This window comes from Luteimonas wenzhouensis, assembly GCF_007859305.1.
Classification (GTDB): Bacteria; Pseudomonadota; Gammaproteobacteria; order Xanthomonadales; family Xanthomonadaceae; genus Luteimonas; species Luteimonas wenzhouensis.
The window spans coordinates 275,233-290,195 of sequence record NZ_VOHE01000002.1; the positions used below are offsets into that span (position 1 = coordinate 275,233).

At 73.1% G+C, this 14,963-nt stretch carries 13 protein-coding genes; 3 read left to right on the plus strand and 10 right to left on the minus strand.

The window, feature by feature from the left end; genetic code table 11:
- Window positions 1-14: 14 nt before the first annotated feature.
- Together ubiM and FQY79_RS04675 are read right to left on the minus strand one after the other, a co-directional pair.
- Window positions 15-1,196: a 5-demethoxyubiquinol-8 5-hydroxylase UbiM gene (gene ubiM / locus FQY79_RS04670; protein ID WP_186759785.1), complete on the minus strand. Its 1,182-nt coding sequence runs from the start codon at window positions 1,194-1,196 to the stop codon at window positions 15-17.
- Window positions 1,197-1,357: 161 nt separating this feature from the next.
- Entirely contained in the window at window positions 1,358-2,605 is a 1,248-nt protein-coding gene (locus FQY79_RS04675; protein WP_246123002.1) for a formimidoylglutamate deiminase, read from the minus strand.
- A 152-nt stretch (window positions 2,606-2,757) separates the two neighbouring features.
- Here FQY79_RS04675 and hutI point away from each other — a divergent pair, with 152 nt between their 5' ends.
- Window positions 2,758-3,978, plus strand: a complete 1,221-nt coding sequence (gene hutI, locus FQY79_RS04680; protein WP_146311269.1) for an imidazolonepropionase — start codon at window positions 2,758-2,760, stop codon at window positions 3,976-3,978.
- A gap of 87 nt (window positions 3,979-4,065) precedes the next feature.
- Here the strand turns inward: hutI and FQY79_RS04685 are convergent, their stop codons facing one another.
- Both FQY79_RS04685 and FQY79_RS04690 read right to left on the minus strand, forming a co-directional pair.
- Window positions 4,066-4,251: a 30S ribosomal protein THX gene (locus FQY79_RS04685; protein WP_146311271.1), complete on the minus strand. Its 186-nt coding sequence runs from the start codon at window positions 4,249-4,251 to the stop codon at window positions 4,066-4,068.
- Window positions 4,252-4,373: 122 nt separating this feature from the next.
- A complete protein-coding gene (locus FQY79_RS04690) occupies window positions 4,374-4,784 on the minus strand; it encodes a MerC domain-containing protein (protein WP_146311273.1) in 411 nt (136 codons plus the stop codon).
- A gap of 79 nt (window positions 4,785-4,863) precedes the next feature.
- Between FQY79_RS04690 and FQY79_RS04695 the strand changes: the two genes are divergently transcribed.
- On the plus strand, window positions 4,864-7,104 hold the full coding sequence (locus FQY79_RS04695) for a TonB-dependent receptor (protein ID WP_146311275.1): 2,241 nt from the start codon (window positions 4,864-4,866) through the stop codon (window positions 7,102-7,104).
- Between the two features lie 40 nt (window positions 7,105-7,144).
- Here the strand turns inward: FQY79_RS04695 and FQY79_RS04700 are convergent, their stop codons facing one another.
- Together FQY79_RS04700 and gltX are read right to left on the minus strand one after the other, a co-directional pair.
- Window positions 7,145-7,672: a transcriptional repressor gene (locus FQY79_RS04700; protein WP_146311277.1), complete on the minus strand. Its 528-nt coding sequence runs from the start codon at window positions 7,670-7,672 to the stop codon at window positions 7,145-7,147.
- A gap of 31 nt (window positions 7,673-7,703) precedes the next feature.
- Window positions 7,704-9,107, minus strand: a complete 1,404-nt coding sequence (gltX, locus tag FQY79_RS04705) for a glutamate--tRNA ligase (protein WP_146311279.1) — start codon at window positions 9,105-9,107, stop codon at window positions 7,704-7,706.
- 245 nt (window positions 9,108-9,352) lie between these two features.
- Between gltX and lpxH the strand changes: the two genes are divergently transcribed.
- Window positions 9,353-10,096 (plus strand): UDP-2,3-diacylglucosamine diphosphatase, encoded by a 744-nt coding sequence (gene lpxH / locus FQY79_RS04710; RefSeq protein WP_146311281.1) that lies wholly within the window; start codon window positions 9,353-9,355, stop codon window positions 10,094-10,096.
- Between the two features lie 144 nt (window positions 10,097-10,240).
- Here lpxH and FQY79_RS04715 read toward each other — a convergent pair whose 3' ends face one another.
- The 4 genes from FQY79_RS04715 to folC form a co-directional block, all read right to left on the minus strand.
- On the minus strand, window positions 10,241-11,050 hold the full coding sequence (locus FQY79_RS04715) for a ferritin-like domain-containing protein (protein WP_146311283.1): 810 nt from the start codon (window positions 11,048-11,050) through the stop codon (window positions 10,241-10,243).
- Between the two features lie 11 nt (window positions 11,051-11,061).
- Window positions 11,062-12,534, minus strand: a complete 1,473-nt coding sequence (purF, locus tag FQY79_RS04720) for an amidophosphoribosyltransferase (RefSeq protein WP_146311286.1) — start codon at window positions 12,532-12,534, stop codon at window positions 11,062-11,064.
- Window positions 12,535-12,595: 61 nt separating this feature from the next.
- Window positions 12,596-13,606 carry an SPOR domain-containing protein gene (locus FQY79_RS04725; protein ID WP_146311288.1) on the minus strand — a complete coding sequence of 337 codons (1,011 nt, stop codon included), beginning with the start codon at window positions 13,604-13,606 and terminating at the stop codon, window positions 12,596-12,598.
- A gap of 40 nt (window positions 13,607-13,646) precedes the next feature.
- Window positions 13,647-14,942 carry a bifunctional tetrahydrofolate synthase/dihydrofolate synthase gene (gene folC / locus FQY79_RS04730; protein WP_146311290.1) on the minus strand — a complete coding sequence of 432 codons (1,296 nt, stop codon included), beginning with the start codon at window positions 14,940-14,942 and terminating at the stop codon, window positions 13,647-13,649.
- Window positions 14,943-14,963 lie beyond the last annotated feature (21 nt).

Sequence of the window (14,963 nt, forward strand, 5' to 3'; positions counted from 1 at the left end):
GCGCCGCGGGCCGCCTACACTGCCTGGGTGAGCCGTCCCGCGATCACCCTGCGCAGGGGCGGCAGCCGGTTGGCCGTGCGCAGGATCGCCGTGCGCAGGCCGCGCATGCGCGTGCGGTCGTCGGTGTACAGCCGCACCACCAGGCGGGTGCCGGCATACATCGGCCAGGCGGCCGCGCGGTGCCGGCGGTCGTAGCGCGCCAGTACTTCCATGGCGCCGATGCCCACGCCCTGGCGATGGGCCCGCAACACTTCTTCGGCCAGCGTCGCCTGTCCCTGCAGGCCGAGGTTGAAGCCATGCGCGGTCACCGGATGCATGCCCACCGCGGCATCGCCGACCAGCGCCGCGCCGGGGACGGCGAAGCGGTCGGCAAACACCGATACCAGCGGATACACGTGGCGCGTGCCCGACGCCTGGATCGCGCCGACCTGCCCGCGGAAACGCCGCTCCAGCTCCGCGCCGAACGCGGCGTCGTCCATCGCCACGACCCGCGCCATGTCGGCCGGCGGCAGGGTCAGCACCACGGAAGCGCGCTGGCCGTTGAGCGGCAGCAGCGCGAGCGTCTGGCCATAGCCGAACCACTCCCAGGCCACGTGCCCGTGGGGGCGTTCGATCCCCACCCGGGTCACAAGCATCTGCCTGCCGTGGTCGCGCGAGCGCGCGCCGATGCCCAGCGTCCGCCGCACCTGGGAGAAGCGGCTGTCGGCGGCGACCAGCAGGCGCGCATGCAAGGTGCCGCCATCCTCGAGCGTGAGCGCCACGCCGCCGGCCTCGCGCGCCACCCCGGCCACGCCCCGCCCGGCGAGCAGCTGCACGCCCGGCTGGGCCGCCACCAGGTCGTACGCGGCCTGGCGGATCAGGTGGTTGGGCACCAGCCAGCCGAGCTGTCCGCTGCGCCCATCGTCCGCGCTGATCTGCAGTCCGCAGACGGCCTCGCCATTGCTCACCCGCGCGTCGCGCAGCACCGATACCTCGTCCGGATCGAAGCGCTGCCATAGCCCCAGCCGTTCCAGGATCGCGCGCGAGGCGTGGGTGAGCGCGATCTCGCGGCCGTCGAAGGCCGGCTGCGCGATCGCGTCCAGCGGCTGGCGCTCGAGCACGGCCAGCGACAGCCCGCTGCCCTCGAGCGAACGGGCGAAGCACAGGCCGGCCGGGCCGGCCCCGACGATCGCGACGTCGACGTCCATGCGGTTCATCCCCGGATTGCAACGACGCGAAGGTTCGCGCACCGCGCGCGGGCGCTGCATTGATCCAGGTCAGGCCTGCCTCGCCGCGCCGCCGCACGGGCGGGGCCGCGGCACCGGCGCGCGGCGGCATCGGTGGCGGCGACACGCCAACGGCGCCTGGCCGGCATCCCTCACTCCTGCAGCAGCGACTGCATCGTCGCGGCGTAGCGCGCGGCGATCCCGTCGCGCCGCGGATGCATCCCGTCCACCACCACCTGCCGCCCGCCCACGTGCACCTCGCGCACCAGCGGCACGTTGCCGCCGAAGATCCAGCGCTCGGCCACGTCGCCGGCCTGCGCGGCGGCCAGCGCGGGCGCCCCGGGATCCAGCACCACCAGGTCGTCGTCGAGCCGGTCGAACGCGGTCGCCCGCGCGCGGCTGGCCAGTACCCCGCGCAGCAGGGTGGTGCCCACGCCCGGCGAGTCCGGGGCCACCGCGATGTTGCGCCGGCGCGTCGCCAGCCGCTGTCCGTACTCGAGCCAGCGCAGCTCCTCCACCGGCGACACCGACACGTGGGAATCCGAGCCGATGCCCCAGGCGCCACCCGCATCGAGGTAGTCACGCAGCCGGAACAGCCCGTCGCCGAGGTTGGCCTCGGTGGTCGGGCAGATCGCCACCGTCGCTCCCGAGCGGGCGATGTCGCGCACCTCGCCATCGTTGAGGTGGGTGGCGTGGACCAGGGTCCAGCGCGCATCGACCGGGGCGTTGCGCAGCAGCCATTCCACCGGGCGCAGGTCGCGCATCGCCAGGCAGTCCTGGACCTCGCCGATCTGCTCGGCAACGTGGATGTGGATCGGCACGTCGTGCGGCAGTGCGGCCAGCACCTCGCGCATCGCCGCTTCCGGCACCGCGCGCAGGCTGTGCAGGGCGCACCCCACCCGCAGCATCCCGCCGCGCCGCGCGTACAGCGCCTCGAACAGGCGCAGGTAGCCATCGACGTCGTGCCCGAAGCGCTTCTGGCGCTCGCCCAGCGGGCGTCCGTCGAAGCCGCCGGTCATGTACAGCACCGGCAGCAGGGTCAGGCGGATGCCGGTGTCGCCCGCAGCGGCGACCAGCGCATCGGACATCGCGGTCGGCGTGCCGTAGGGGCGGCCGTCCGGCGCATGGTGCAGGTAGTGGAACTCGCAGACGCTGGTATACCCGGCCTCCAGCATTTCCACGTACAGCTGCGAGGCCACCGCGTGCAGCGAGTCCGGATCGAAGCGCGCCGCCATCCGGTACATCGTCTCGCGCCAGGTCCAGAACGAATCCGAACGGTCGGTCTGGCGCTCGGCCAGGCCGGCCATGGCGCGCTGGAACGCATGCGAATGCAGGTTGGCGATGCCGGGCAGCTGCCAGCCCGCGGCGCTGCGCTGGACGATGGGCGTGTGCGTGTGCATGGACCGGACCGGTGCGGACATGGGCGGGTTAGGCTACCTTGCCGGGATGTCCCAATCATCGGGTGCCGCCATGCTCGAAACCTCCGCGGTCGCGGAACCGGCCCTGCCCGTCGTCGCGGTGGCGCCGGCGGACGCCTGCGCCGGAGGCCCCGATGCCTGAGCTCTGGGACGGCCTGGTGGTCGGCGCCAGCCTGGCCACGCTGGAGGGCGATGCGGGCTGGGGCGCGATCGAGGATGGCGCGTTGGGCTGGCGCGACGGCCGGATCGTGTTCGCCGGACGCCGCGCCGACCTGCCGGGCGAACCCGAGCGCCTGGCCGACGCCGTGGTCGAGGCCGGTGGCGGCTGGATCACGCCCGGCCTCGTCGACTGCCACACCCACCTGGTGTTCGGCGGCCATCGCGCCGCGGAGTTCGAACAGCGGCTGCAGGGCGCGAGCTACGAGGAGATCGCGCGCAGCGGCGGCGGCATCGTCTCGACCGTGCGCGCGACCCGCGCGGCCGACGAGGAATCGCTGTTCGCGCAGTCGCTGCCGCGGGCCCGGGCGCTGCTGGCCGACGGCGCGACCACGCTGGAAATCAAGTCCGGCTACGGCCTGGACCTCGACGGCGAGCGCAGGATGCTGCGCGTGGCGCGCCGCATCGGACAGTCCCTGGGCGTGGACGTGCGCACCACCTTCCTCGGCGCCCACGCCGTGCCGCCGGAATTCGCCGGGCGCGCCGAGGCCTACATCGACGCCGTGTGCCAATGGCTGCCGCGGTTGCATGGCGAAGGCCTGGTCGACGCAGTGGACGCCTTCGCCGAACGCATCGGCTTCACCCCCGCGCAGACCCGCCGCGTGTTCGAGGCCGCGCGCGCGCTCGGCCTCCCGGTGAAGCTGCACGCCGACCAGCTCAGCGACGGCGGCGGCGCGGCGCTGGTGGCCGAATACGGGGGGCTGTCGGCCGACCACGTCGAGTACACCTCGTCCGCGGGCGTGGCCGCCATGGCCCGTGCCGGCACGGTAGCGGTGCTGCTGCCCGGGGCGTTCCACGTGCTGGGCGAGACGCGCCTTCCGCCGCTGGCGGAGTTCCGCGCCCAGGGCGTGCCGATGGCGGTGGCCACCGATTGCAACCCGGGTACCTCGCCGCTGCTGTCGCTGCGCCAGGCGATGCAGCTGGCCTGCACGCATTTCCGGCTCACGCCGGAGGAGGCGCTGCGCGGCGCCACCGTGCACGCCGCACGCGCCCTGGGCCTGCACGATCGCGGCATCCTGCGGCCCGGGCTGCGCGCCGACTTCGTGCACTGGGATGTGTCGCATCCAGCCGAACTGGCGTACTGGCTCGGCGGCAACCTGGTGCGCTCGGTGCACGCGGGCGGGCAACGGCTCTGCTGAGGCCGCCGGCGCCGCAGCCGGCTCCACGAAGAACGGAAGCCCCGCGTGGCGGGGCTTCCGGATCGGCCTTGCGGCGGGGGCGCCGGCTCAGTCGGCCTTCGCCACCACCTTCTTGACCGCCTTGCGGGCGGGCGCCTTGGCCGACGCCTTGGCAGCCTTGGCCACCGGCGCGGCGGCGCTGCCGCTGGCCTTGGCCACGACCTTCGGACGCGCATTGCCGTAACTGGAGATGTAGCGCTTGCCCTTGGCCGTCTTGCGGTCGCCCTTGCCCATCGTCTTGCTCCTGGATCCTTGAAAAATCGGCGGAAAGATGTCCGGCCCGTGGGGCCGCCGCGCGGTGGCGCGAGGTGGCGGATTCTACCATGCGGCCGCCTGCCGCCCCGCCGTGCCAGCCTTCAGTGCGTGCAGCTGGCGTCGTGGACGTGGCCGTGGTTCAGGCGCAGGTTCACCAGGTGCCCGAGCCCCACCAGGGTGCCGCCGAAGGTCATCGCCACCGCGTGCGGCACCACGGTCTCGTGCAGGGGGGCATAGAGGACCGCGGCCCACAGCACCGCCAGGCCGGGCAGCAGCAGGCCCAGCGCACGCAGGGCGCGATGGCGACGGTATCCCCAGAGCAGGCTGAACCCGCCCAGCAGGGTGGCGAACACCACGAAGCCCAGTTCCACGCCGTCGCTCAGCCAGATGGCCAGGCCGAGCGAAGGCAATGCCGCGATCAGCAGCGGCAGCAGGGCGCAATGGAGCGCGCAGGCCAGCGAGCCCGCGGCGCCGAACCGGTCCAGCCAGCGATGGTGGTGGGTGGGGGGCATGACGAAGGTTGGTTGACAGCGGTCCACGACCCGGATCGTAATAATATAACATCACTTTTCTTGCCACCATCCCCTCCCCATGCCTGACCGCCCGTCGATGCGCCCCCTCGCCACCGCGATCCTGCTCGCCCTGTCCACCGCCGCCGCCAGCCACGACGACCCCCGCCATGCCGAGGTCAAGGACCTGGACGAGGTGGTGGTGCGTGCCAATCCGCTGCCCCGCACCGCCGAGGACCTGGCCCGTCCGGTCGAAGTGCTGGCCGGCAGCCGCCTGGACGAGGTCCGCGCGGTCAGCCTCGGCGAAACGGTGAGCCGCCTGCCGGGCGTGCAGTCCTCGTACTTCGGCCCTGGCGTGGGCCGGCCGGTGATCCGCGGACTCGATGGCGCGCGCGTGCAGGTGCTCAACGACGGCCTCGCCTCGGGCGACGTGTCGACGGTGAGCGTCGACCATGCGGTGGCGATCGAACCGTTCCTCGCCGACCAGGTGGAAGTGCTCAAGGGGCCGTCCACCCTGCTCTACGGCAGCGGCGCGATCGGCGGCGCGGTGAACGTGGTCGATGGCCGGGTACCCGAGCAGGCGACGGCCGAACCGCTGCAGGGCCGCGCCGAGCTGCGCGCGGCCAGCGGCAACGACGAACGCACGGGACTGATGCGCCTGGACGGCACCTCGTCGTCCGGGCGGCTGGTGTTCCACCTCGATGCGTTGCACCGTGAAACCGGCGACTACCGCATTCCCGGCCATGCCCAGAGCGCGGCCCTGCGCGCGCACGAACACGGGCATGCGGACGGTGACGATGATGCCGATGGGCACGCCGTGCGTGGCCGCCTGGCCAACAGCTTCGTGCGCACCGACAGCGCCGCGCTCGGCCTGTCCTGGGTGGGCGACCGCGGATTCATCGGCGCCGGCGCCAGCCTGTACGCCAGCCGCTACGGCGTGCCCGGCCACGCCCATGCCGGCGACGGCCAGGGACACGGGCATGGGCATGGGCATGGGCATGGGCATGACCATGACCACGAACACGGACACGAGCACGACGACACCGTCGGCCACGACGGCGACGCCCACGGCGAGGTGCACATCGTCATGGACCAGCGCCGCCAGGAAGTACGCGGCGGCCTCGACGACCTGGGCGCGTTCGAAACCCTGCGGGTGAAGCTGGCGCGCACCACCTACACCCACACCGAGTACGAAGGTGGCGCGGTGGGCAGCGTGTTCGACAACGACAGCACCGAGCTGCGGGTCGAGCTGGCGCACCGCCCCTGGGCCGGCTGGCACGGCGCCTTCGGCCTGCAGGCCTGGCAGCGCGACTTCCACGCCGAAGGCGAGGAGGCCTTCGTCCCCGGATCGGATTCGCGCGACGTGGGACTGTTCTGGATCGGCAGCCGTCGCTTCGACGGGCTGGAACTGGAACTGGGCGCCCGCCACGACCGCAACCGCATCGACATCGACCAGGCCGGGGCGGCGGGACCCTCGCGCAGCTTCGGCGCGACCAGCCTCTCGGCGGCGGCGCGCTGGCACTTCGGCGAGGACCTGCACCTGTCGTTCGGCCTCGACCGCGCGCAGCGCTCACCGACCGCCGAGGAGCTGTATTCCCACGGCCTGCACGTGGCCACGCGCAGCTGGGAGTTCGGCGACCCGGCCCTGCGTCCCGAGACCGCCAACCGCATCGAGGCCGGCGTGCACTGGCACCACGGACGCGTGCGCGTGGGCGCATCGCTGTACGCGATCGACTATCGCGATTTCATCCACCTGGCCGACACCGGGGTGGAGGACGGCGGCACGCCGGTACGGATCTGGCACCAGGCCGATGCCCGCTTCACCGGCGGCGAGATCGACCTGCAGTGGACCGTGCATGACGGCGCGCACGGGCTCTGGACGCTGCGCACGTTCGCCGACGCGGTCCGCGGCCGGCTCGACGGCGACGGCACGCGCGAGGTCGCGTTCGAAGTGCCCCACGGCGACCACGTCCACCACCATGTCGCGCAGCTGGCGCTGGACGGCAACCTGCCCAGGCTTGCCCCCCGGCGCACCGGCGCCGAACTGCGCTGGGAAGCGGGGGCCTGGCGTGCCGGCATCGGCGCGATCCACCACGCCCGCCAGGGACGCGTGGCCGCGCACGAGGCACCCACGCCCGGCTACCTGCTGGTCAACGCCAACCTGGCCTGGCACCTGGATACCGCGGACGGCAGTGCGCTGGAAGTGTTTTTCGACGCCAGCAACCTGCTTGACCGCGAGGCGCGTCCGCACACGTCGTTCCTGCGCGACCTCGCGCCGCTGCCGGGGCGCAGCGTGGCCGCCGGGATCCGCTTCTTCTTCTGAGAACCCGCCACCGGCGCCGCGCGCCGGCGCCGTGCATGCGTCAGGCCGCGCCGTCCCCGTCGCGGCCGGCGTCCGCGCACTCCGCGCACAGGCCGTGCACTTCCAGCGTCTGCGCCTGTGGCACGAAGCCGAGCGCGCGGGCACGCGCATCGAGGGCGGCGACCACGTCGGCGTCCTCGAGTTCCACCGCGCCATGGCAGCGGTTGCAGATCAGGAACGGCACCGAGTGTTGCGCGCTGTCGGGGTGGTGGCAGGCGACGAAGGCGTTGACCGACTGCAGCTTGTGGATGAAGCCGTTGGCCAGCAGGAAGTCCAGCGCGCGGTACACCGTGGGTGGCGCGTCGGCGCCCACGCCCTTGCCGGCGCGCACCTGGTCGAGCAGGTCGTACGCCTTCACCGGGCGCCCCGCCTCGGCGACCAGGCGCAGCACCCGCGCCCGGATCGGGGTCAGGCGCAGCCCGCGCTCCTGGCAGGCGCGCTCGACGGCGCGCACGAAGCCGCCCGCGTCGTGTACATGGTGGCCGGGGGCGATGCACGCCGAAGCGTGCGTGTGCGCGTGCTTGCCCATGCCCCGATGATGGCCCCGCGCCCGCGCTTTCTCAACCGGCGGGCACCCGCGCGATCGCGGCGTCGATGCGCTGCAGCGCCTGTGCGCGTCCGGCCAGGTACACGGTGTGGGCGATGTCGGGGCTGACCTGGGTGCCGGTGATCGCCACCCGCATCGGCTGCGCCACCTTGCCCATGCCCAGGCCCAGGGCCTCGGCCGTGGCCTGCAGCGCGGCGGCGATCGCCTCCACGGTCCACTCGGGCAGCGCTTCCAGTCGTGCACGCGCCTCCTTCAGCGGCGCATCCGCACCCGCCTTGAGGTGCTTGGCCACCGCCGCTTCGTCATAGTGCTCGAGCGGGCGGAACCAGACCGCGGCGCGCTCGGCCATGTCGCGCAGGGTCTGCACGCGCTCGCGCAGCGCGACCACGATGTCGGCCGGAGCCGGCCCGGTGGCGAGGTCGTAGCCGCACTGGCGCAGGTGCCACTCCAGGTGCCGGGCAACGTCGGCCGGGTCGTCGTTCTTCAGGTACTGCTGGTTGAGCCAGCCGAGCTTGGCCGGATCCAGGCGCGCCGCCTTGGCGTTGACGTCCTTGAGCTCGAACAGGCGCTGCATCTCCTCGATCGAGAAGATCTCCTGGTCGCCGTGCGACCAGCCCAGGCGCACCAGGTAGTTGAGCAGCGCGTGCGGCAGGTAGCCGGCGTCGCGGTATTGCATGACGTCGGCCGCGCCGGTGCGCTTGCTGAGCTTGGCGCCGTGCTCGTCGAGGATCATCGGCAGGTGCGCGAAGTCGGGCACCGGCGCGCCCAGCGCGCGATAGAGGTTGATCTGGCGCGGGGTGTTGTTGACGTGGTCGTCGCCGCGCACCACGTCGGTGATGCGCATGTCCATGTCGTCGACGACCACCGCGAAGTTGTAGGTGGCGTAGCCGTCGGCGCGCAGGATCACAAGGTCGTCGAGTTCGCTGTTGGCGATCTCGATCCGGCCCTTGACCTTGTCGTCCCAGGCCACCACGCCGCCCTGCGGGTTCTTGAACCGGATCACCCGGTTCGGATCGTCCCGCCTGGGTTCGTTGCGGTCGCGGTACGCGCCGTTGTAGCGCGGCTTCTCGCCGCGCGCCATCGCCGCCTCGCGCATCGCGTCGAGTTCTTCCTTGCTCTCGTAGGCGTAGTAGGCCTTGCCCTCGGCCACCAGCCGTTCGGCGACCTCGCGGTAGCGGTCCAGGCGCTGGGTCTGGAAGATCGGGCCTTCGTCGTAGTCCAGCCCCAGCCAGTCCATCGCCTCGAGGATCGCGTCGATCGCGGCCTGGGTGCTGCGCTCGCGGTCGGTGTCCTCGATCCGCAGGATGAACTGGCCGCCGCGGTGGCGCGCCTCCAGCCAGCAGTACAGCGCGGTGCGCGCGCCACCGATGTGCAGGTAGCCGGTGGGACTGGGGGCGAAGCGGGTACGACAGGACATGGCAGGACCATCGGAAGGAGCACGGCATTTTACCCCTGCCCGGCGCGCCCCGCTCCGGCCCGGCCGGTGACCGCGGCCGCGTTGGCGAGGAAACCGACAAACCAGGCCCGACCGCGCTGCCACGCGGTGCCCGGGGGCCAAATCCAGTGCGCCTCCACAGGCTTGTCCACAGCGTCCGTGGACAACTTCGATGGCCACGGCCGCGGCGCCCGAACGCGCCTCGCCCCAGCCACTACAATCCACGCATGGCCACCCTGTTCGTCTCCGACCTGCACCTGGATGCGACGCGTCCGGAGATCACCGCGCACTTCCTGCGCTTCCTCGCCACCGAGGCGCGCACGGCCGACGCGCTGTACATCCTCGGCGACCTGTTCGAAGCCTGGGTCGGCGACGATGATCCCTCCGACGCCGGCCGCGCCGTGGCCCAGGCCCTGCACGGCGTGGCCGATGCGGGCGCGCCGGTGTACTTCCAGCGCGGCAACCGCGACTTCCTGGTCGGCGCCGCCTATGCCGCGCGTGCGGGCTTCGCCATCCTGCCCGACCCCGCGGTCATCGTGCTCGGCGGCGCGCCGGTCCTGGTCAGCCATGGCGACCTGCTGTGCACCGACGACCACGCCTACCAGGCTTTCCGCGCCCAGACCCGCGATCCGGCCTGGCAGGCGCAGTTCCTCGCCCAGCCGCTGCAGGCGCGGCTCGCGTTCGCCGCCCAGGCGCGCGCGGCCAGCCAGGCGCGGCAGGGCGAGCTGCAGCAGGCCGGCACGATGGAGACCATCACCGACGTCGCCGCAGCCGCCGTCGACGAGGTGTTCGCCCGCTACGGCGTGGACACGATGATCCACGGCCATACCCACCGGCCGGCGATCCATCGCCTGACGGCCGGCGGTCGCCAGTGCCGGCGCATCGTCCTGGGCGACTGGTACACGCAGGGCTCGGTCCTGCGCGTGGCAGACGGCCATTACGACCTGCAAACCCTTCCCCTCGCCCTGTAGGAGCGGCTTCAGCCACGATGCCTGGTGTCGACCCGATCGGGATGCCTTGCCGGCCGGGCGAAGGTCGCGGCTGAAGCCGCTCCCACAGGCGGCGAGGGCTTGGGCCCGGCATCCGGAACGATGGCACGTCCCCGGACGAGATGGCTAGGCCTGGTGCGCGGCCTGCTGCAGCGCGGCCAGTTCCTCCTCGCTGAAGCCGGCGGCGCTGCGCGCCTCGACGTTGAACGGGCCATGCAGCACCGCGCGCGCGTACTCGGCCAGCAGCTCACGGAACTTCGGCTCGGGCTCGATGCCGCGCCGTTCGCAGAACCAGCGGAACCAGCGGCTGCCGGCGGCCACGTGCGCCACCTCCTCGCGCAGGATCACCTCCAGCACGCCGGCGGTCGCATCGTCGCCGAGCGAACGCAGCTTCGCGATCATCCCCGGGGTCACGTCCAGCCCGCGGGCTTCCAGCACCCGCGGCACCAGGGCCATGCGCGCCAGGCCGTCGTGCGCGGTCTTCTCGCACATCTCCCACAGCCCGTTGTGGGCGTCGAAGTCGCCGTAGTCGTGGCCGAGCGCGCGCAGTCGCTCGCGCAGCATCAGGAAGTGGCGGGCCTCGTCGTCGGCGATCCGCACCCAGTCCGCGTAGTAGTCCGGGGGCAGGCCGCGGAAGCGGTAGGCCGCATCCCAGGCCAGGTCCACCGCATTGAGTTCGATGTGGGCGATCGCGTGGATGAAGGCGGCGCGGCCGTGGTCGCTGCCCAGGCCGCGGCGCGGCAGCTCGCGCGGGTGCACCAGGCGCGGCCGTGGCGGCCTGCCGGGCATGCGGATCGGCGCCGGCGGCGGGGCGTCCCCGGGCACCGCCAGTTCGCCGCGGGCGAAGGCCGCGGCGTGGCGGCGGGTGCGCGCGATCTTGTCGTCCACCGCCGCCGCGTCCAGGCACTCGCGCGCGGCCTCGAACAGGGTCGGCATCGGTCCGGCGCTCAGAGCGCGAGCCGGCGCTGTCGCTTGGCGTCGTCCGAGCGCAGCTGGCGCAGGCCCTCGAAGTAGCCCGGGTCGACCCCGGTCACGTACTCGCCGCTGAAGCAGGAGCTGTCGAACTTCATGCCGGCGAACTTCGGCCCGGCAACCGCGCTCTCCAGGTCTGCCAGGTCCTGGTACACCAGCCAGTCGCAGCCGATCATGCGCTCGATCTCTTCCTCGCTGCGGCCGTGCGCGATCAGCTCCTCGGGCGTGGGCATGTCGATGCCGTAGATGTTCGGGTGGCGCACCGGCGGCGCGGCCGAGGCCAGGTACACCTTGCGCGCCCCGGCATCGCGCGCCATCTGCACGATCTGCTGCGAGGTGGTGCCGCGCACGATCGAATCGTCGACCAGCAGCACCACGCGGTTGCGGAACTCCAGCGGGATCGGGTTGAGCTTGCGCTTGACCGACTTCACCCGCTCTCCCTGCCCCGGCATGATGAAGGTGCGGCCGACGTAGCGGTTCTTGATGAAGCCCTCGCGGTATTTCACCCCGAGCACGTTGGCCAGTTCCAGCGCGGCGTCGCGCGAGGTGTCGGGGATCGGGATCACGGTGTCGATGTCGTGGTCCGGCCGCAGGCGCAGGATCTTCTCGCCCAGGGTCACGCCCATGCGCATGCGCGCCTTGTGCACCGAGATGTTCTCGATCATCGAGTCCGGGCGCGCGAAGTACACGTACTCGAAGATGCACGGCGCGTGCGTCCCCGGTTCGGCGCACTGGCGGGTATGCAGCTCCCCGCGCGAGGTCACCACCACGCCCTCGCCCGGCGCGATGTCGCGCACCCGCTCGAAGCCGAGGATGTCCAACGCAACCGACTCCGAGGCGATCGCGTACTCGTCTCCGGCCTCGGTCCCGCGCTTGCCCAGCACCAGCGGGCGGATGCCGTGCGGATCGCGGAACGCCACCAGGCCCAGGCCCAGTACCGTCGCCACCGCGGCATAGCCCCCCCGCGCGCGCCGGTTCACGCCCTCGACCGCGCGGAACGCCGCCTCGGGCGTGAGCGTGGGACTCTTGTCGAGCTCGTGCGCGAACACGTTGAGCAGCACTTCCGAGTCGGACTGGGTGTTGATGTTGCGCCGGTCCTGCTCGAATACCTCGCGACGCAGGGTGTCGGTGTTGACCAGGTTGCCGTTGTGCGCCAGCGCGATGCCGTAGGGCGAATTGACGTAGAACGGCTGTGCCTCGTCGCTGCCCTCGCTGCCGGCGGTGGGATAGCGGCAGTGGCCGATGCCCACCCTGCCCTGCAGCAGCCGCATCGCCCGGGCGTCGAACACGTCGCGGACCAGGCCGTTGCCCTTGTGCACCCGCAGCTGGGTGCCGTTGGCGGTGGCGATGCCCGCCGCGTCCTGGCCGCGGTGCTGGAGCACGGTCAGCCCGTCGTAGAGCGCGGTCGCGACCTCGGTGGTGGCGACGATGCCGATGATGCCGCACATGGCTGGGGTTCCGGTTGGATGTCCTGCGGGACTGCGAATCGGGGATGGGGCTGGCGGACGCTCAAGGATGCGGGCGGACCAGCCCGTCGGCGAGCCCGGCCCTGGCCTGCAGCTGCGCCTTCAGCCGCTCCGCCTCCTCGCGGCTGGGCACCGGCCCGGCCTTGACCCGGGTGAGGCGACCGCGGTCGGTGTCCACGGTATCGGTGAACGCAGCGAAGCCCAGGCCGCGCAGGCGGTCGCGCAGGCGGTTGGCCTCGGCCGCGTTGCCGAAGGCGCCGACCTGCACCGCGAACCCGACCCCGCTGGCGGCCGCCGCGGGCGTCGCCTGCGCGGCCGGCGGAGCGGGCGCGGCCGCCGATTCGCGGGCCGGCACCTGGGCGACAGGCGCCCCGGCATCGAGCACCACCACCCGCGGGCTGACGTCGTCACGGACCTGGGCGGCGCGCACCCGCACCACCTCCGCGGCTTCGCGCGACGCGTAGGGCCCCAGGCGCACGCGATGCGCGGGACGCCCGTTGAGGGTGAAGGGCTCGGCATAGGCGGAAAGGCCCGCCTCGCCGAGCTGGCGCACGATCAGGCGCGCATCGCGCTCGCTGGCGAAGGCGCCGAAGTGGACCGCGTAGTCGCCGCCGGCCGTGGTGGGCGGCAGGCGCATGTCCGCGGCTGGCGCGCGCTCCTGCGCCGCGGCCGCTGGAGCGGGGGCGGGCCTGGCCACGGCCGACGGGGGCGGGTCGCTGGCGGGAGGCGCGGCCAGGTCGGCGGCATCCTCGTTCGCGTCCTCCGCCGCCACGTCGCCCTCGGGCGGGGCGGTCGCGGTATCGACCAGCGGCAGCCCGTCGCCGGAGAGCGGTTCGTGCATCGGCAGCACGCCTTCGGCCGGCGCCTCGGGCGGCACCACGAGCGGCAGGTCGACGGTGCGGTAGCCCTCCTGCGGCGCGTCGGGCACGCGCATCGACAGGTCGGACACCCCGCTGTCCGGGGCCGGGCCCTTGACCAGCATCGGCAGGAAGATCACGGCCAGCGCGACCAGCACGGCGGCACCGATCAGGCGCTGTTTCAGTCCGGCATCCATCAAGGTTCCGACCAGGTTCGGCGAGGCGGCGGCAGGGGGATTATACGCCGCGGCCGCCGCCGGCTTCTGAATCCGCGCCGCGCAGCCGTCGCAACGCCAGCTCCGCGGCATGGAACGAGCCGAACACCAGCACGCGGTCGCCGGCGACGGCCGCCGCGAGCACCGCGTCCAGCGCCACGCCCGGATCGTCGAAGCGTGCCCCCCGCGCGACGGCCCGATCGTGCAGGCGCGCGGCCAGGTCGGCCACCGCGAGCCCCCGCGCGCCCGCGCCGGGCGTCCCCGCCAGCCACCACTGGTCGACTTCCCCGGCCAGGGCCTGGACGACCCCCGCGACGTCCTTGTCGGCCAGCGGCGCGTACAGGACGTGGACGCGACCGGGCACGCGGTTGGCCCGCAGCCATGCCGCCACCTCGCGCGCGGCCTGGGGGTTGTGGCCGACGTCGACGCGCACCTCCACGCCGTGGTGGCGCAACGCCTGCAGCCGGCCGGGCAGCCGCGCGGCCGCCACCCCGCGCGCCACCGCCTCGTCGGGAAGCTCGATATCCAGGGCGTGCAGCGCGGCGATGGCGGTCGCCGCGTTGCGCAGTTGCACCGGGGCATCCAGCGCCGGCGACGGCAGTTCCAGCACATGGCCCAGCTCGCGCCAGCGCCAGCCACCGGCGGCAAGCGGCTCGAAGAAGAAGTCGCTGCCGGCCCGGATCGCGGGGGCGCCGAGCGCATAGGCATGTCGCAGCACGCTGGCCGGCGGATCGTCCTCGCCCAGGACCACCGGCTTCCAGGCCCGCACGATCCCGGCCTTCTCCAGTCCGATCGCCTCGCGGTCCGGCCCCAGCCACTCCTGGTGGTCGAGGTCGACGGTAGTGATCACGGCCACGTCGGCATCGACCAGGTTGGTCGCGTCCAGGCGCCCGCCCAGCCCCACTTCCAGGAGGGCCAGGTCCAGGCCGGCACGTTCGAACAACCGCAGCGCGGCCAGGGTGCCGAACTCGAAGTAGGTCAGCGGCGTGCCGTTGCGCGCCGCCTCCACCGCGGCGAGGGCCTGCGCCAGCGCCGCGTCGCCGGCATCGGCGCCGTCGATGCGCACCCGCTCGCGGTAGTCGAGCAGGTGCGGCGAGGTGTACGCGCCCACCCGCAGGCCGGCGGCACGCGCGATCGCCTCGATGAAGGCCACGGTCGAGCCCTTGCCGTTGGTGCCGGCCACGGTGACCACGCGCCGCGCCGGCCGGCCCAGGCCCATGCGCGCGGCCACCTCGCGCACGCGGTCGAGGCCCATCTCGATCGCCCGCGGGTGCTGGCGCTCGATGTAGGCGAGCCACTCGGGAAGCGTGTCAGGCATGGTCGGGAGCTGGGGCGCGCC